The sequence below is a fragment of the Acinetobacter sp. YH12129 genome (genome assembly GCF_013418685.1).
GTDB lineage: Bacteria > Pseudomonadota > Gammaproteobacteria > Pseudomonadales > Moraxellaceae > Acinetobacter > Acinetobacter amyesii.
The window spans coordinates 1-17,529 of the sequence record NZ_VPBP01000031.1; the positions used below are offsets into that span (position 1 = coordinate 1).

17 protein-coding genes are annotated in these 17,529 nt (G+C 39.7%); 10 read left to right on the top strand and 7 right to left on the bottom strand.

Annotated elements, in window-relative coordinates; genetic code table 11:
• Window positions 1–86: 86 nt before the first annotated feature.
• Together FTU65_RS13325 and FTU65_RS13330 are read right to left on the bottom strand one after the other, a co-directional pair.
• Complete coding sequence (locus FTU65_RS13325; protein WP_180065885.1) at window positions 87–968, bottom strand: hypothetical protein; 882 nt, start codon at window positions 966–968, stop codon at window positions 87–89.
• A gap of 102 nt (window positions 969–1,070) precedes the next feature.
• Window positions 1,071–3,431 carry a Tex family protein gene (locus FTU65_RS13330; RefSeq protein ID WP_180066895.1) on the bottom strand — a complete coding sequence of 787 codons (2,361 nt, stop codon included), beginning with the start codon at window positions 3,429–3,431 and terminating at the stop codon, window positions 1,071–1,073.
• A gap of 335 nt (window positions 3,432–3,766) precedes the next feature.
• Here FTU65_RS13330 and ompR point away from each other — a divergent pair, with 335 nt between their 5' ends.
• The 5 genes from ompR (at window position 3,767) to FTU65_RS13355 (ending at window position 9,385) form a co-directional block, all read left to right on the top strand.
• Window positions 3,767–4,531, top strand: coding sequence for a two-component system response regulator OmpR (gene ompR, locus FTU65_RS13335; RefSeq protein ID WP_078189809.1), 765 nt, complete (start codon window positions 3,767–3,769; stop codon window positions 4,529–4,531).
• Between the two features lie 285 nt (window positions 4,532–4,816).
• On the top strand, window positions 4,817–6,277 hold the full coding sequence (locus FTU65_RS13340; protein WP_111885830.1) for an ATP-binding protein: 1,461 nt from the start codon (window positions 4,817–4,819) through the stop codon (window positions 6,275–6,277).
• Window positions 6,278–6,483: 206 nt separating this feature from the next.
• Window positions 6,484–8,001, top strand: coding sequence for an acetyl-CoA hydrolase/transferase family protein (locus FTU65_RS13345; protein ID WP_180007250.1), 1,518 nt, complete (start codon window positions 6,484–6,486; stop codon window positions 7,999–8,001).
• A gap of 128 nt (window positions 8,002–8,129) precedes the next feature.
• Window positions 8,130–8,549, top strand: a complete 420-nt coding sequence (locus FTU65_RS13350; protein ID WP_078189811.1) for a GNAT family acetyltransferase — start codon at window positions 8,130–8,132, stop codon at window positions 8,547–8,549.
• Window positions 8,550–8,698: 149 nt separating this feature from the next.
• The gene (locus FTU65_RS13355; RefSeq protein WP_111885832.1) at window positions 8,699–9,385 is read left to right on the top strand and encodes a DsbA family protein; all 687 of its coding nucleotides are present in this window, start codon (window positions 8,699–8,701) and stop codon (window positions 9,383–9,385) included.
• A gap of 76 nt (window positions 9,386–9,461) precedes the next feature.
• On the opposite strand, the gene FTU65_RS13360 is transcribed toward FTU65_RS13355, so the two are convergent.
• A complete protein-coding gene (locus FTU65_RS13360) occupies window positions 9,462–9,662 on the bottom strand; it encodes a dodecin family protein (RefSeq protein WP_067761311.1) in 201 nt (66 codons plus the stop codon).
• Window positions 9,663–9,899: 237 nt separating this feature from the next.
• Here FTU65_RS13360 and FTU65_RS13365 point away from each other — a divergent pair, with 237 nt between their 5' ends.
• From FTU65_RS13365 to FTU65_RS13385, 5 genes are all read left to right on the top strand, one after another.
• Window positions 9,900–10,148, top strand: coding sequence for a glycine zipper domain-containing protein (locus FTU65_RS13365; protein ID WP_218952803.1), 249 nt, complete (start codon window positions 9,900–9,902; stop codon window positions 10,146–10,148).
• Between the two features lie 234 nt (window positions 10,149–10,382).
• The gene (locus FTU65_RS13370) at window positions 10,383–10,571 is read left to right on the top strand and encodes a hypothetical protein (RefSeq protein ID WP_111885834.1); all 189 of its coding nucleotides are present in this window, start codon (window positions 10,383–10,385) and stop codon (window positions 10,569–10,571) included.
• A gap of 350 nt (window positions 10,572–10,921) precedes the next feature.
• Window positions 10,922–11,101 (top strand): hypothetical protein, encoded by a 180-nt coding sequence (locus FTU65_RS13375; protein ID WP_078189814.1) that lies wholly within the window; start codon window positions 10,922–10,924, stop codon window positions 11,099–11,101.
• An 11-nt stretch (window positions 11,102–11,112) separates the two neighbouring features.
• Window positions 11,113–12,561: a hypothetical protein gene (locus FTU65_RS13380; protein ID WP_180066898.1), complete on the top strand. Its 1,449-nt coding sequence runs from the start codon at window positions 11,113–11,115 to the stop codon at window positions 12,559–12,561.
• 98 nt (window positions 12,562–12,659) lie between these two features.
• Window positions 12,660–13,799 (top strand): hypothetical protein, encoded by a 1,140-nt coding sequence (locus FTU65_RS13385; RefSeq protein ID WP_306669430.1) that lies wholly within the window; start codon window positions 12,660–12,662, stop codon window positions 13,797–13,799.
• Window positions 13,800–13,867: 68 nt separating this feature from the next.
• Here the strand turns inward: FTU65_RS13385 and FTU65_RS13390 are convergent, their stop codons facing one another.
• From FTU65_RS13390 to FTU65_RS13405, 4 genes are all read right to left on the bottom strand, one after another.
• Window positions 13,868–14,143 carry a hypothetical protein gene (locus FTU65_RS13390; protein ID WP_078192833.1) on the bottom strand — a complete coding sequence of 92 codons (276 nt, stop codon included), beginning with the start codon at window positions 14,141–14,143 and terminating at the stop codon, window positions 13,868–13,870.
• A 154-nt stretch (window positions 14,144–14,297) separates the two neighbouring features.
• The gene (gene htpG / locus FTU65_RS13395) at window positions 14,298–16,217 is read right to left on the bottom strand and encodes a molecular chaperone HtpG (protein ID WP_180066900.1); all 1,920 of its coding nucleotides are present in this window, start codon (window positions 16,215–16,217) and stop codon (window positions 14,298–14,300) included.
• 117 nt (window positions 16,218–16,334) lie between these two features.
• A complete protein-coding gene (locus FTU65_RS13400) occupies window positions 16,335–16,682 on the bottom strand; it encodes a lysozyme inhibitor LprI family protein (RefSeq protein WP_078189819.1) in 348 nt (115 codons plus the stop codon).
• Between the two features lie 157 nt (window positions 16,683–16,839).
• On the bottom strand, window positions 16,840–17,451 hold the full coding sequence (locus FTU65_RS13405; protein WP_111885838.1) for an OmpW family protein: 612 nt from the start codon (window positions 17,449–17,451) through the stop codon (window positions 16,840–16,842).
• Window positions 17,452–17,529: the final 78 nt, after the last annotated feature.

Below are 17,529 nucleotides of genomic sequence, written 5' to 3' on the forward strand. Positions count from 1 at the left end.
TCCAGATTTAAATCCAATAGAAAATATGTGGTCACGAGTCAAGGCGATTCGAACTAAGTTTAGAGTTAAAGATATTGATAAATTATTTAAAGATTACTGTAATGATTTATTTGGTATTTAGCTATATATGTTAAGGGTATCTCATTATTAGATTTCTTCCGTGCTCTCCCTAATTTTACTAATCCCGATACAAGTCCTTTTAAACTTAAATTTTCTACAGATATATTCGTTGGTTTAAAAATGTTATGAGTTTCTTGCATTTTTAAAATTGGAAGTTCGTGCTGTGGTTGTTCAATGTCTTTTTCAACAATTCTTAAATCTAAAAAATCCCCTGTTTTTAGACGTTCTATAATTTCTTTGTCTGCAATTGGTTGAAAATCAGCTTCAATTTTAAAAAAGTATGGTGTCTTGTTATCTGATACATAAGGTTCTTGAAAAAGATGAGCATAGTTACCCTCTTTTCTTAATTTTTCTAATAGCTTGTTTACTATATTCTCAACTACTTTTAGGGTTATTCCCTGAACCCTTTCAAAAAAGACTGTTCCTAAAGTCTCGTTTTCATGATCGAATCTTATAACAATATGGGATACTGTTTCATTCCCCTCATCAATTAAAAATGGTACAGATGTTCTCTGTTTACTTTTTCTATGCTTTTTAACAATCCCTTGGTGTTGAGTATCATTACAACTGACTAAAAGCTCAATACTTCTTTTTTGAAACCTAATTTTCTCAATAGTATGTTCGTATCTACCTTTGCTCCTTGTGATTTCAAAATTTACCGCTTCCGTTTCGAAGATTTTAAAAATTTCTGAGATATTTGGAATAGTCTTTGGTTTTCCCTCTAAACCATTATTTATTTTATTATCCTCTTTAGCGACAAAATTTAAGCTATAAAACTCAATACATATATCCTGCTGAACAGTAATTTTTTGAAGAGTTTTAGTTTGAGGATTAACTTGTGTATTCATCTTAAAAATCCTATTTAATTCAATTAAATAGAATTTTATCAGATTATTTTTTAAGCACAATAAAAAACCTCCCATATGGGAGGTTTTTTTAACAGTTAAAGATTACTTCGAACCTTTAATCCCTGCTTGTAATAACAACGCACCTAAACCACCAATTTTATTTTCTTGTGGTTTCGCTGCTTGAGGTTTTTTATGACCTTGTGGGCGGTCGCCTTGCGGACGGGCATGCTGTGGACGTTTCGCATGTGGCTTACGCTCACCACGTTGTTCTTGCTGGGCATTGTCACGACGTGGTTGACGTTGTGGTTTCGCTGCAGCAGCACCTTCTGCACGCATAGACAAGTTGACACGGTTACGTTCAACATCGACATTCAAGACACGAACTTGAACAATTTGACCTGGTTTCACGACTTTGTGCGGATCTGCAACAAATTCATTTGCAAGTTCAGAAATATGCACTAAACCGTCTTGGTGTACACCCACATCCACGAATGCACCGAAGTTGGTTACATTCGTAACCACACCTTCAAGCTGTAAACCTTCAGTCAACTGCGCCACTTCTGTGATGTCTTCACGGAATTTAGCCGTGCGGAACTCTGGACGTGGGTCACGGCCTGGTTTTTCAAGTTCAGATAAAACGTCTTGAATTGTCGGTAAACCAAATTGGTCATTTACAAATGCTGCTGCATCGATCTGACGGATAATTTCAGTATTACCAATAATATCTTTTACAGTCGTCGCTTTTGCTTCCACAATTTTTGCCACCAAGTCATATGACTCTGGGTGAACTGCAGATGCGTCCAATGGTTCAGAACCATCTTGAATACGTAAGAAACCTGCTGCTTGTTCAAAGGTACGTTCGCCTAAACGAGGTACTTTCTTCAAACTTTGACGGTTGTCAAAACGACCATTTTCTTTACGGTAATCCACAATTTGCTGTGCAATTGATTTATTCAAACCCGCGATATAACCCAAGATTGCAGATGATGCAGTGTTGACATCGACACCTACTGAGTTCACACAGTCTTCCACAACCGCTTCTAGCGTTTTTGCCAAACCGGTTTGGTTCACATCATGTTGATATTGACCCACACCAATCGATTTCGGATCAATCTTCACAAGTTCAGCCAATGGATCTTGTAAACGACGTGCAATCGATACAGCACCGCGGATCGATACATCTAAATCTGGCAATTCATTTGACGCCAATTCAGATGCTGAGTAAACCGACGCGCCTGCTTCAGATACCGACACACGAATCAAGTTCAAGTCTGTATTTGCTGCCATCATTTCAGCTACAACAGCTTCAGTTTCACGGCTTGCAGTACCGTTACCAATGGCAATCAGTTCAACATTAAACTCACGGCATAGACGTGCAAGTTCAGCCACTGATCCAGCTTTGTCTTCTTTCGGAGCAAATGGGTAAATCGTGCTATGTGCAAGGACATCACCTGATGCATTCACAACAGCCAATTTCACACCCGTACGGATGCCTGGGTCTACACCCAATGTGCAACGTGCGCCTGCAGGAGCAGAAAGTAATAAATGACGTAGGTTTTCAGCAAAGACATCCATCGCTTCAGCTTCAGCAGCCAAACGTTTTTCAGTCAATAATGAATGTTCAATCGCAGGACGAACTTTACCGAGCCAGAACAATTTTGCAGTTTGTTTTAAGAAATCTGCACGCGCTTGTGGTTGTGCTGTTTCTAAATTGTATTCAGTATCAATACGAGCCAATGGTGCATCATCTTCACCATCGACTTTTAAGCCCAAGACATTTTCTTGACGGCCACGGAGCATCGCCAATAAACGGTGTGAAGGGACTTTATTTAAGCTTTCAGAGAAATCAAAGTAATCACGGAATTTTTTACCGACTTCTTTTTTCTCATCGCTTGCAACTAAACTTTTCAACACTGCAGTTTTCGCAAATGTCGCTTTTAGCTCAGTGGTTAATGCAATATTTTGTGCCCATTCATCAATTAAAATGTGTTGAATCGCATCAAGTTGACTTTCAACATCTGCATAATCTTCATGGCTAAAGCCTGCCAAAGCTTCCGTAGGATCGATCGCTTCATTAAAGATTTTTTCAGCGATTGGGCCTAAACCCGCTTCTTTGGCTTTAAATGATTTACTGGTACGTTTTGGACGGTACGGTGCGTAAATCTCTTCTAAAGCATTTTTCGTTTCTGCTGCATTCACGCGAGCAAGTAAGTCATCAGATAACTTGTTTTGTTCTTTTAGAGATTCGATTACCTTTTCACGGCGCTCAAATAAATCACGCAGGTAAGTCAGACGTGTATCGAGCTGACGTAATTGAGTATCGTCCAGACCTTGCGTCACTTCTTTACGGTAACGTGCGATAAATGGAACACTGGCACCTTCATCAATGAGCTTGATGGCAGCTTCAATTTGATTTGGACGTACGGCAATTTCTTTTGCCAACTGCTGAACTAAGTCAGTCATCGTATTAGATCCCTGCAAGGATAAGTTCTAAAAGCCATGATTATAAAGACCAAGACCATAAAATCCACAATTGTTTTTATAAATTTATTCGTGGTTTTTAATGCCAGTTCATCTCAAATACACATTTTTTTACGAAACTGACTATGAAACAGCAAATTAGCGAGACTTAGATAAGCAAACTGATTCGAACAACATGTATACATTTGGTATCTATGTCTTGATTTTAACTGCAATATTTGTTGCTTTAGAGCATAGTAAATTTATATAAATGAATCGTATACTCAAGTGAAATCGACTTTTTGTTTACGATGACAATAAAGAATAAGGAGCACGTCATGAGTTTAGTTGTACCTGCTGAAAAAACAGATGCCGTACAAGCCGAAACCGACCGAGTCGAACGCATTCTGGTTGTCGATGATGATGTGCGTCTACGCACCCTCTTACAACGCTTCCTAGAAGATAAAGGTTTTGTGGTCAAAACCGCACATGATGCGACTCAGATGGATCGTCTGTTGCAGCGGGAACTCTTTTCCCTGATTGTGCTCGACTTTATGTTACCTGTTGAAGATGGCTTGAGTATTTGTCGCCGTCTGCGCCAATCTAGCATCGATACCCCAATCATTATGCTGACCGCTCGTGGTAGTGATTCAGACCGTATTGCTGGACTTGAAGCCGGTGCAGATGACTATTTACCAAAACCATTCAACCCGAATGAGCTTTTGGCACGTATTCGTGCCGTATTACGTCGTCAAGTGCGTGAAGTTCCGGGCGCACCAAGCCAACAAATGGAAGTGGTGTCTTTTGGTCCGTGGTCACTCGACCTGTCTACTCGTACATTAACCCGTGAAGGTCAAGTCGTCACATTAACAACGGGTGAATTTGCCGTACTTAAAGCATTAGTTCAACATCCTCGTGAACCACTGACACGCGACAAGTTAATGAATCTTGCTCGTGGTCGTGAATGGGGTGCTATGGAGCGTTCAATTGACGTTCAGGTTTCTCGCCTGCGTCGTTTGGTTGAAGAAAACCCAGCACGTGCACGCTATATCCAAACCGTTTGGGGCGTGGGTTATGTCTTTGTTCCAGATGGTGCTGAATAATCCAAATAAATAGTAATAAAAAATTCCGCCGTTCATTAGGCGGAGTCTTTTCATTGAACATTAAATTTATCCAATAACCTGCGGTTCGCCTTACTTTTGTTTCGGCAAAAGTAAGCAAAACCATTGTCATACGCAAAACTCGTCTCATTTCTGCTTCATATCAGAATCATCGCAGAAACATAATCTATTCCATGCTTCCTGCCTCGAACAGTTGCGTATGACCTGAACGCGTATCCAACAGGGTTAATTGATCTCACACTCTAAAATTTACTCTAGGGATATAGCGTGAAACTCGAACCCATCGACCCACAGGAATTTACCGACTACGTTACCTACTCCGAAAAAAAACGGACACCTTGGGAACGCTTCCTCGATAAAATCAAACCCCGCTCTGCAGCCATGCGGACCACCGTATTGGTCTTATTTGTGGTGTTTTTTAGCCTGTTTATGTCCTTATGGTTCTTTTGGCGCACACTCTATTTACCCGAAATTCAACAACATGCTCGTTACCTCGCGGTCGAGCTTGAAATCATTAACAATCCTGATTTACGGATTTTTCATAACAATGCCGAAGTGGATGTCGACGACTGGATGCGCAACCGTGTCGGGATCGAATATGTGACCGATCCGAAAGAATTCCCCAATGTCAAAGACAAAGTCATTGCAGAGTTCTTTACCAATCAAATTGAAAAGAAACTGGCCAAAGAAATGCGCATTGATAATGCGACCGTGTATTTCCAATTTAAACCTGACCCACGCATCTGGATTCAAACTCCAGAAATGAATGGCAACTGGGTTCGCGAGCCTTTAAAAACCTATGCCAACTATAGCGCAGAGCTGATTTTAGGCTGGTTATTGGGTATTCCGCTGATTGCTGGCATCATTATCTTAACCTTGGTTCGTCAGCTCAACCGTCCACTAAAACGTTTACAAGATGCGGCAAACAACTATAGTAAACACGGCACTGCACCTTATTTAGAAACCAACCATGGGCCACAAGAAATCCGTGAAGTAAACCAAGCCTTTAACCACATGGTCTACACGCTGGAACAAACTGAACGTGATCGCCGCATCATGTTGGCCGGTATTTCCCACGATTTGCGTACTCCGCTGACCCGTATTCGACTCAGCGCAGAAATGATGCCTGATGATGACTTCCTAAAAGAAGGTCTGATTTACGATGTTGAAGATATGGATGCAATTCTGAATCAGTTCATTTCGTATATGCGAGATGGCTCTGATGAGGTTCCGCAAGATACTGATTTAAATGCGCTATTGCAGGAATTAGTGATTCAATTTAAACCTTTAGATATTCGCTTTGAACCCCAAGACTTACCGATTATTCAAGCACGTAGCCTGTCCTTAAAACGATTAATAGGGAACTTAATCAATAACTCAAAACGCTATGGTGCCGAGCCGATTGAACTGTCTACCGAATATGAAGGTGACCATATTCAAATTCGCGTTGCCGATAATGGCGAAGGGATTCCTGAAGACCAAATTGAAGACCTGATGCAACCTTTTGTACGTGGTAATGATGCACGTACCATTCAAGGCAGTGGACTCGGTTTAGCCATTGTAAAACGTATTGTGGATATTCACGAAGGTCAACTTTCAATTCACAATCGAGCAGAAGGTGGACTCGAAGCGATCATTTCTTTACCACTGCAAAAACTCGAAAATGATGAAATATTAAACAACAGCCCATTGGAAAAAATTAAGCAAAGTTTAACTGAACGCTTTTAACAAGCGTTCAAAAAAGCAACGAACAGTTTTGTTTAAGCTTTAACCATTGATATTTTTAACTTTATTATTCAGTAGTTTAAAAAACATAATAAAATCTTATACCCACATTTTTTCAAAAAATTAGACCTTAGCCTAACAGGTATGCAAAATGGCTTTTTTGATCGGTACAATCCGTATCAGTTTTGAGAATTTCACGAGAGTATATGATGTCTTTAGATCGCATCCGTTTAGCTGCCCTTCACGACAAAGTTATCAGCGCAGAAAAAGCTGCTGAATTCATTCAGGATGGTATGACGGTAGGTATGAGTGGTTTCACACGCGCAGGTGAAGCGAAAGCTGTACCTTTAGCGTTGGTTCAACAGGCTCATGCTAATCCTCTTAAAATTACCCTAATTACTGGCGCGAGCTTGGGTAACGATTTGGACAAAAAATTGACTGAAGCAGGTGTTCTTGCTCGTCGTTTACCGTTCCAAGTAGACAATACATTACGTAAAGCCATCAACAAAGGCGAAGTGATGTTCATCGATCAGCATTTGTCTGAAACAGTTGAACAAATGCGTAACCTTCAGCTTAAAAAGCCTGATGTGGCAATTATTGAAGCTGTTGCGATCACTGAAGATGGTGGCATCATCCCTACAACTTCTGTAGGTAACTCTGCAAGCTTCGCAATTTTTGCTGAAAAAGTGATTGTTGAAATCAACACCAACTTAAGCCCAGCATTCGAAGGCTTACACGATATTTATATCCCAACGTATCGTCCAACACGTCAAGCGATTCCATTGACTCAAGTTGACGAACGTATTGGTACACATGCAATCAACATCGATCCTTCAAAAATCGTAGGTATCGTATTTAACAACGAATTGCATGACTCTCCATCTACAGTGACTGCACCTGATGATGAAACTCAAGGTATTGCAAACCACCTGATCGCTTTCTTTGAAAAAGAAGTAGAAGAAGGTCGTTTACCGAAAAACCTTGGTCCATTACAAGCAGGTATCGGTTCAATTGCAAACGCAGTATTGACTGGTCTTAAAGATTCAAACTTTGAAGACTTGATCATGTACTCTGAAGTACTTCAAGACTGTACATTTGAATTGATCGACGCAGGCAAAATGAAATTTGCTTCAGGTTCTTCTATTACGCTTTCTGCTAAATATGGCGAAAAAGTATTTAATAACCTTGAACAATACAAAGACAAACTTGTATTACGTCCACAAGAAATTTCGAACCATCCAGAACTTGTACGTCGTTTAGGTATCATCGGTATCAACACTGCGCTTGAGTTTGATATCTACGGTAACGTGAACTCAACTCACGTTTGCGGTACAAAAATGATGAACGGTATCGGTGGTTCAGGTGACTTCGCACGTAATGCACACTTGGCGATCTTCGTGACTAAATCAATTGCAAAAGGCGGCGACATTTCTTCTGTTGTTCCATTTGCTTCTCACATTGACCATGCTGAACACGACGTTGACATCTTAGTTACTGAACAAGGTCTTGCTGACTTACGTGGTCTTGCTCCACGTGAACGTGCTCGTGCAGTAATCGACAACTGTGCTCACCCTATGTACCGTGATGCGCTAAATGATTACTTCGACCGTGCATGTGCGAAAGGTGGTCAAACACCTCACCTTCTACGTGAAGCATTGTCTTGGCACATCAACTTCGAAGAGAACGGCCACATGTTAGCTGCTCAACCAGAAGTTAAAACTGCTTAATTGACAGTGAAATAAGAAAACGCTCTTCGGAGCGTTTTTTTTATGGCTTTTATTTTTCAATATGACTTATCAAGTCTGCAAAACTCGACTAATCTAGATTGGTCAAAATACATGCTAAAACAAAAATTATGTTTATTATCCGCCCCTATCTCGAATCTGATTTAGATGATGTGATTGCACTTTGGGAACTGTGTGATCTGACCCGTCCATGGAATAACCCTGAAATTGATATATTTCGAAAACTAGCGCAACGCGACCAACTATTTTTATTGGCGGTCAAAGATGATCAACTGATTGCAACTGTGATGGGTGGCTATGATGGACACCGAGGCTGGGTCAATTATCTTGCCGTACATCCACATTTTCAGCGAAATGGCGTCGCTACCGCTCTCATTCAGCAATTAGAAAAACGCTTAATTGCTCTAGGCTGCCCAAAACTTCAATTACTGATTCGCCAAGACAACATTGACGTACAAAACTTTTATGAACAATTGGGCTATGAAGAGGTTGAAGTAATTTGTTTGGGTAAACGTTTAATCACGGATTAATTGTTCGACAAATCTTCATTCAATCCTTGTAACAAAATCAAAAAAAAAACGACATTGCGCCATCGAAACAAAAATGGATTGCATTGCTTGGCTTTAAATTTTAGGATTTGCCCCCATCATTTTCCCAGAACATAGAAAAGAGATTTCCCATGCGTGTAGATATCTGGTCAGACGTGGTTTGCCCATTTTGTTATATTGCGAAAAAACGCCTTGAAGCTGCTGCCGAAGAATCGGGTGTAGAGCTTGAAGTGTTTTGGCATAGCTATCAACTTGATGCAGATGCGCCCGCTCGCCTAGAAATTTCCAATACTGAACGTCTGGCTCAAAAATATGGCCGCAGTATTGAAGAAGTAGAGGAAATGCAGCGCAATATTGCCGAAATGGCAAAAGCTGAAGGTATTGAATTTAACTGGCAAAAAGCCAATTCAGGCAATACTTTCAACGCGCACCGCTTGATTCATCTTGCACAAAGCAAAGGTCTCGGCAGTGAAGCCAAAGAAGCTTTCTTCTATAGCTATATGACCCAAGGCTTGGCCATTGGTGAACGTGAAACCTTAGAAGATGTTGCATCTCGTATTGGTCTAAACCCTGTTGAAGTCGATGACTTATTAGACTCAGATGAATTTGCTGATTTCGTCAAATACGATGAAGAAGTAGCACGCGATCAACTTAAAGTTACGGGTGTACCGTTCTTTGTATTTGAGCAACGCATTGCTTTAGCAGGCGCTCAACCGAAAGATGTATTTAAAAAAGTGATGGACAAAGCTGCGGAACTCCCTGAGCTTGCTCCTACACCTGTCTGTAATGATGAAAGCTGTGAAACACCTGAAAAATAATTCAGCGCGTTCAATCAAAAATCCCCGAACTTCGGGGATTTTTTATGATCAGTTTTTAACATCAATAAAATGAAACTTATTCCACCAAGAAGCTGATTTTTAAGTTCACTCGATATTCCGCAATTTTATTGTCTTTCACCACAACTTTTTGTTCATTAATCCATGCACCCTGAACGTTCTTTACGGTTTCAGTGACTTTATTAATTCCCGTTTGGATTGCATCTTCAAAACTTTTTGTGCTACTTGCATTTACTTCAACGACTTTAGCAACAGACATTGTATTTATCCTCATTGTTATGATTTTGAATCTTCATCATATGATTAAGTCACTTATTTTGGTTATTTTTTAAACATCAAAACAGCAAAATATTACATGTCTTACACAGGAGTGAATTCCACTTCGAGGGATTACAAACTGACCATCATTTATTACATGCTTTCTGTTTAAGCCAAGGCCACTACCGATTAGGCTAAAAGCTTCATTCTTCAAACGATCATGCTCGGGAGTAATGTCATGACTATTGAACCTCAAGCAACTTCTGCTGAAACCGAACTATCTACCAATACACCCCCTCAAATAACCACCAACGAGTTCCAAACAGGGAAGAATAGCTTTCTCTCACGTTTTTCTCCGACCGTCAAAGGTGCTGCGATCGGTGCTGTTGCAGGCAGTATTTTGCCCGTTTTTGGCACGATCAGCGGTGCCATTATTGGTGGTATCGCAGGCAAAGTCTATGAAAAGAAATGTGCCAAACATTCATAGATTTTTCATCTATATCTGAGTGATACGCCGCTGTCACTCAGCTACTAAAAACTCTAGAGCAATAACTCTAATAGACTGTTTTATATAATTATTAAATCCTACCATTTATCTTGTGTTGCCGAATCGATCATTTTTAATTGATTATTTTTTGATATTATTTTCACATAAATTCAAGTGATTAATTTTCTCCCTGACTCAATTTTTGAGTTACTAATGATTGATAGGAATACACAAATGAACGCAATCAAATATGCTATGGCTGTTGCTGTGATGGCGCTTTCTGCAACTGTTTCTGCACAAATCGTTTACGTACCAGATTTTCCAGTAAAAAAAGCTGTAACTGCTGAAACTGCCAATGCAGAGAGCCAAGCTCCAGCTGCTGATACAACTGAAGTTATAACAAACACAGAAAAAAAAGCTTAATTTTTAGCTGATTTTTCCATAAAAAAACCGATGGCTCCCACCATCGGTTTTTTATTTTATGTGCCTTTACTTTGGGCTTTATTCTTTACTTAACATTAAAAATGAACATCTAAAAGCGCTCGATCGCTGATGATGACTTCAAAAAATTGATCCAACTATGCCGCGATAAAATTTGCAAAGCGTATCTTTAAGCTAATGATTTGGTATTATTTTTAAACAAAATGCGCATTAATTGTCATATTTAACGCTTAATTTGTAGAAGCTGACATTTATTTCCATGTTTTTTTTAATGAAATCTCTATAATCAAATGAACTAATCGACTTCTTTATTTTTAAATTTACATTGTCCTATGCAAGAACTTCAGGCACTGATACAAGGAAAAATTTCACCGCAGGTCATCGATATTGAACGCCTGATTGAATTGGCCAATACATATCGAAACCCGAATTCGGCTGAATATAAATTAGTAGAACTTGCAACCAATATTGTATTGGCTAAATATTTAGAAAAAGCACAAAAAGTCCTTTAGGAAGCGGACAAATGAATTTACAAGAGAAAGTACAATTAATAAAAGAAATCCATGTACTGACCCATCAACTTGAACATCGTGCTTTAAGTTTTTATGAAACGGCGCTTTCTAAACGTCGGATTCATGAAATTTTTGCCTTATGCGATGAACCAATTTTTCAAAAGCAAATATTAAGTTATCGCGCATTAACTAAGCCACAAATGGCTGCAACTGAATTTTCCAAACAAACGCCATATTCATGGTTATTTCGTGGCTATTTTAACCATGATGCTGCACTTGAAAATGCTTTATATCAATATCCAGAGATGGGTTGGGCCTTGCTGCATGACCATGAGTTAGGTTGGCAAGTGTGGATGATTCCAGCCAAACAGCGCACGGCGTTACTCAGTGAATGGGGCAATTTTAGCGAATGCTATGATTGGTTAATTGAACAACAACAGCTATATAAATGTTTAATCAGTGATACCGATCTACGTCTACATGCCTTACGCCTGAAGGATGAAACCATCACAGCGCCAAGCTGTGTTGCAGCAAGTGTGGACGACCTACTGCCAATTGAAGCGATAAATAAAGACGGATCTGTCGATCTAGATCATTGCGATAAGCAAATCAATGAAGCGGATACGTTGCTTGATAACTCAAATACAAATAAACCAGAGCTTTCTGCACCTGATATCGTTCCTCTTGTTCTAATTGAGCAGCCAACACATGCCCCATCGGAGGAAAATCTCAACTCGACAATGGCAGGCGTTGAACTTCCTGAACAGGTTCCAATCGCTCAATATACCGCTCGCGTTCAAACGCTGCAAAACATCGATGCGCAATTGGCCTTGTATGAATTGCAGTTTATAGATCAGCCTGAACTCACAACGCAACTTGATGTTCTATTGCATACGACAGATGGTACAGATTGGAAAAACCAGCCACTGTATTTAGCAGAGCAAATCAATACCGAGGGTCGCTTCATCAAGTATCTCTTGTTGTTTGGTGCGCAAACGCAAATGGAAGCCATTCGACTCTCTCAACTGTTTTGCCAACAACATCAACATGAACTTGCCGCGATTAAAGTCATGACATGGGACAATCTAGAGCAACTCTGTGCTGCACCTGATCAGCTCTATCAACAGTCTCAGCAGGCTGAAATGATTTGGTCGCAAAACGACTATTATCCATTTATCCCGGCACAGTTAATTCATACGCAAAAATTCATTCATTTTGATGAACCTGAACCGACACTATATACCCCGTTGTTGTTATTACAAGAACGTCAAAAAATACGGTTAATCCACGGTCAAAAACGCATTGCACTCTTGCGTACCGAACAAGCCCTTCCCTATTTGATCCTCCATCGACAGCAAGGTTTAAATTGGCAAAGCATCCAAAATGTGATCCAACAATTGCCTCAACCCATTGATGTGATTTCGCTTTATCAAGCACTTAAGCAAATGACCGAAGATTAATTGCATTTATTTTGTAGTTTGGCTTGCATTTATCCGACAAAAATAACAAAACTACAGATGCAGGATACTCAGATGATAATTAAATAGAGCCAAAACATATGCATAAAAAACAACAGTACTTTATTCGGACTTTGCTTTTTTCCGCATCAATGAGCTTGATGTATCAAGTTGCTTGGGCCAATGAAACTGAGGGGCAACATTCGCAGGATGTGCCTGCAACCGAGCAAAGTTCACCGTATATCATGCCAAAGACCTATGATTTTTTAGATCAAATTCCTCGTTGGATTGATGCAACACCGACCTTCTTACCTGAACAATCAGATCACCCCATTGTTCCGACAACAGAACAAACGGAAAATAATAGCTGGACCGATCGACAACAGAAGAAAGTCCGAAATTGGGCAGATCGAACGGCCGTTCGCATGGATAACTGGTTTGGGCAAAGTGAGCCTGATAAACCAGCCAATGCTACCCTTAGGGTGATTTTAGACAACAGTTGGAATAAGCACGATGAATACGAAATTAAGCCACGTATTCGCGGTAAAATTAAGCTTCCCACTTTAGAAAAAAAATTGAGTGTGGTCTTTGGTGATGACTCACTTGATAATGAATTAGAAAATAATGCTGCAATTACCAATGAAAACCCTGCGGGGCGTAGTGATAAAAATTATGACAATAAGCAAACCCGTGAAGATAACAGTTCACTGGCTTTACGTTGGTCAGAAATTTCAGATCGACTGCCTTTCGAAACTGACGTTGATCTCGGTTTACGTTCTGGTGATGACCTATATGTCCGCTTAAAAGCAGCTAAAAAATGGCAACTCGACAATGATTACAGTTTTTTAGCCGAACAAATTTATCGTTATGGTATCGATAGTGAAAATTATCTAAGAACCAATTTAGAATTAACCCATGCCCGTCCAGGCCAACCCTTTATCTCAAACCAATTCAACCTGACCTATGCAGATGCACAGGATGATGATCTGAAATGGGATAACTTCAGTTACCGCCAACACCAATTTTTTAAAGGTAACCGATTCAACTACGGCCTATATACAGGTGGTTTTTACAATAACGATCAACTGCGTTTAAACAGTTGGGGACCCTATGTATCATGGCGACAGCCCTTTCTGCGCGAATGGTTTTATATCCAAGGTGATCTCAACTACCTCAACAACCATCGTGACGATAAAAGCCACTTTGTGGGCGCTTTAGTGCGCCTTGAAGCCTTGTTCTAGAACCCGCTATTTCACAGCGAATAAAAAGCCCATCTCAACAGGATGGGCTTTTTTTAAATAACTCAGCTTCAATTTTTCTTAATCACACGTACACGATCATTACGTACAATACTTGGCTGTTTTTCAGCGACTTTTTTCACTTTAGGAAAACTATACTGAACACGATCATTTCGCATCACACGGCGACTATCAACAAAAGGGTTGATATCGTATTGTGCGATCTGCTTTGAAACCTGCACACGGTCATTACGCACCATTTTTTGCTTAGCGCTGTCTGCCTGAGCAGATTGCATGAGACCCATAGAGAGCAGCGAGCCCATTACAGCGATCACTAAAATTTTCATCTTAAGATTCCCAATACTTAACGATCGCTATTATAGATTAATTATTTATTTTTAATTTATTTTAAAGATTAAAACATGGACGTTTTTATTCATGTGCTCTATCGAAAAACCAAATAAAAAAACCTCCCGAAGGAGGTTCATTTCATATCTACCGTTACTTCAGCAATAAGCTGTTAATCCGTTTGATGTATTGGGCAGGATCTTCGGGTAAACCGCCTTCAGCAATCAACGCTTGATCGAAGATCACATTCGCCAAATCATCAAATTGCGCTGAACCTTCTAATTTTTGTACCAACGGATGGGATGGATTGATTTCCAAGACTGGTTTTGACTCGGGAACCGCTTGTCCTGCTTGTTTTAGCATACGGACCAGTTGCGGTGATAACTCACCCTCAGCCACCACCAAACACGCAGGAGAGTCCACTAAACGTGTTGTTACACGCACTTCAGAGGTCTTATCTTTTAACGCATCCGACAGTTTTTCAACAACAGGTTTAAACTGCTCAGCAGCTTCCTCAAGTGCTTTCTTCTCTTCAGCATCTTGTAGATCACCCAAATCAACTGCACCTTTCGATACATTCTGTAATGGTGTTCCATCAAACTCAAAAACAAATTCCATCGCCCACTCATCCACTCGTTCAGTCATGAGCAGCACTTCGATACCTTTTTTCTTGAACAATTCAAGTTGTGGTGAGTTTTTCGCAGCATTTAAACTATCAGCAGTCACATAGTAAATTGCCTTTTGGCCTTCTTTCATATTGGCTTTATAGTCCGCCAATGACGTCACGACTTCATCGTTGCTGGCAGTAGCAAAACGTAATAATTTTAAAATACGCTCTCGGTTTGCCATATCTTCGCCCAGTCCTTCTTTCAAGACTGAACCAAATTCTGCATAGAAGGTTTTAAATTTTTCTTGATCTGCAGCATCTTCAGATTTCGCCAAACCATCTAGCACCGTTAAAATACGGCGGGCGTTACCTTCACGAATCGTTTTCACGTCGCGACTTTCTTGTAATAATTCACGGCTTACATTAAGTGGTAAGTCTGCGCTATCCACCACACCTTGAACAAAACGTAAATAATTTGGAATCAAATTATCCGCATCATCCATGATAAATACACGTTTCACATACAGCTTAATTCCTGCTTTAGCTTCACGTGTGAAAATATTGCTTGGTGCGCGAGATGGAATATAAAGTAACTGTGTATATTCCGTACTTCCCTCTACACGGTTGTGTGTCCACGCAAGCGGGGCTTCAAAATCATGGCTCAGGTTTTTATAAAACTCAGTATATTGTTCTTCACTGATCTCATTTTTATTACGCGTCCATAATGCACTTGCTGAGTTAATCGCTTCCCATTCATCCGTCAGTACATATTGACCAGGTTTTGCGTCTTCGCCTTCGGCAGCTTCCTCTTGTTGCCAAACTTCTTTCTGCATCTCAATTGGCAAACTAATATGATCAGAGTATTTATTAATAATCTGCTTAACTTTGTAACGATCTAAATAATCTAAAGCATCCTCGCGTAAATGCAAAATGATGTCGGTTCCACGTGAAGCCTTATCAATTGGCTCTACATCAAACTCACCTGTACCATTACTAACCCAACGTACCCCTTCAGCGGCATTTACCCCAGCACGACGTGATTCCACTGTAATTTTTTCAGCAACAATAAAACCTGAATAGAAGCCCACACCAAATTGACCAATCAATTGTGCATCTGACTTTTGATCACCCGTAAGCTTCGACATAAAATCTTTAGTGCCAGACTTAGCAATCGTACCCAAATGATCAATCGCTTCTTGTTGTGTCATACCAATACCATTATCCGAAATGGTAATTGTCTTCTGCTCTTTATTTAAATGAATACGCACATGTAAATCTGGATCATTTTCATAATATTCAGGATGGTTAATCCCTTCAAAACGTAATTTATCACAGGCATCAGATGCGTTTGATACTAACTCACGAAGGAAAATTTCAGGATTTGAATATAAAGAATGTGTTACTAAATGCAGTAACTGAGCCACTTCCGCTTGGAAGCTGTGTTTTTGAGATTGCTGTTCGCTCATCAGTCTCTCCGTTCATACTGAGTAAAATTATCAATTGCCTATATGAATGGAGGGACTTCACTATTTTTCAATAGTGTGAATGGAAAATTTTTATTCTATCGCACTAAATTTTAAGATTTAAAAAGGTCCTTGTTTATAAACGCGGTCCATGTAGAGATCCAGTTTTTGCTGCCGCATTTTATATACATCACTTAAGCAACTGACATTGTCACGGCACTGATCGCGTAGTTGTAGCCATTTTATTTGTTGATCTTGAATTGCACCACGTGTCCCCATGGGAACCAAATGACGAATAATCGTATAGGTTGTTGCCATTTTGACATCGGCATCATTAATACTACGGTTATCACAAACCGCATGTTCGGTAATGGTTTTCGCCTTTTTACAATCAAAACTTGCGGCATAACTTGTCGAAATAAAATAAGCACTGCCCAAGACCAGCATACCCTGAATAATTTTTTTCATCGTCTTTTCTCTTCATCCAACTTGCTGATTTATCTCGACTCTAACAGTTCTACCTAAATTTTCTATTGCCTATTTGTTCAATTCGATCAACTGATGGATGGAATATGCTGCATAAAAAAACCCTGCCATTCGACAGGGTTTTAAAATTAGCTACAGCTTAGAATTTGTAGCTATAACCAATTGTATACACCATAGGATCGATATCTAAATCAAAAGTTTCGACAACTGTTTGAACTTCAGGCTGGATTTGAGCATAACGTGCATCAAAGAATACGCCCCAGTTTTTAGCATCAGCTGGTTGGTAGTTAAAACCAACTTGGCCAGCAAAACCATAAGACTCTTTCACTTTAACCTTTGTGCCTTCTAGCACACCTGAACCATCTTCATCCCAAGCAACAAATGCTGTACCACCCACACCAATGTAAGGTGTAAAGCCAGTTGAATTTTTAAAGTTATATTTCGCAGTAATTGTTGGTGGAAGATGTTTCAATTTAACACCAGCAACTTTTGAACCCGCAGCTGTTACATCCACATCATGACTAATTGGTGTAGCTAATAGTAATTCAGCTGAAATGTTGTCATTAAAGAAATATTCTACAGACGGTGTAAATGCAAACTCATGATCTGCTTTTACATTTAAAGCACCATTAGCAATATCAGTATCTGCAGTTGGAGCAATTACAGAAGCACCAACTTTAACCTGCCATTGACCAGCCATCGCTGAAGCAGACATACCCAATAATGCAATAAGAGCAGCTTGTTTTAACATTTTAAAGCAACCTTCTAGAATGAATAATTAATATTAAACATTAGTATTAAAATTATGCAATAACATTATTTAATAATT

Coding starts and splice junctions, on each gene's coding strand:
- ompR (WP_078189809.1), top strand. CDS start 3,767: ATGAGTTTAGTTGTACCTGCTGAAAAAACAGATGCCGTACAAGCCGAA.
- FTU65_RS13385 (WP_306669430.1), top strand. CDS start 12,660: ATGCATAAAAAACAACAGTACTTTATTCGGACTTTGCTTTTTTCCGCA.
- FTU65_RS13400 (WP_078189819.1), bottom strand. CDS start 16,682: ATGAAAAAAATTATTCAGGGTATGCTGGTCTTGGGCAGTGCTTATTTT.
- FTU65_RS13355 (WP_111885832.1), top strand. CDS start 8,699: ATGCGTGTAGATATCTGGTCAGACGTGGTTTGCCCATTTTGTTATATT.
- FTU65_RS13375 (WP_078189814.1), top strand. CDS start 10,922: ATGCAAGAACTTCAGGCACTGATACAAGGAAAAATTTCACCGCAGGTC.
- FTU65_RS13325 (WP_180065885.1), bottom strand. CDS start 968: ATGAATACACAAGTTAATCCTCAAACTAAAACTCTTCAAAAAATTACT.
- FTU65_RS13370 (WP_111885834.1), top strand. CDS start 10,383: ATGAACGCAATCAAATATGCTATGGCTGTTGCTGTGATGGCGCTTTCT.
- FTU65_RS13380 (WP_180066898.1), top strand. CDS start 11,113: ATGAATTTACAAGAGAAAGTACAATTAATAAAAGAAATCCATGTACTG.
- FTU65_RS13360 (WP_067761311.1), bottom strand. CDS start 9,662: ATGTCTGTTGCTAAAGTCGTTGAAGTAAATGCAAGTAGCACAAAAAGT.
- FTU65_RS13350 (WP_078189811.1), top strand. CDS start 8,130: ATGTTTATTATCCGCCCCTATCTCGAATCTGATTTAGATGATGTGATT.
- FTU65_RS13365 (WP_218952803.1), top strand. CDS start 9,900: ATGACTATTGAACCTCAAGCAACTTCTGCTGAAACCGAACTATCTACC.
- FTU65_RS13405 (WP_111885838.1), bottom strand. CDS start 17,451: ATGTTAAAACAAGCTGCTCTTATTGCATTATTGGGTATGTCTGCTTCA.
- FTU65_RS13345 (WP_180007250.1), top strand. CDS start 6,484: ATGTCTTTAGATCGCATCCGTTTAGCTGCCCTTCACGACAAAGTTATC.
- FTU65_RS13330 (WP_180066895.1), bottom strand. CDS start 3,431: ATGACTGACTTAGTTCAGCAGTTGGCAAAAGAAATTGCCGTACGTCCA.
- htpG (WP_180066900.1), bottom strand. CDS start 16,217: ATGAGCGAACAGCAATCTCAAAAACACAGCTTCCAAGCGGAAGTGGCT.
- FTU65_RS13390 (WP_078192833.1), bottom strand. CDS start 14,143: ATGAAAATTTTAGTGATCGCTGTAATGGGCTCGCTGCTCTCTATGGGT.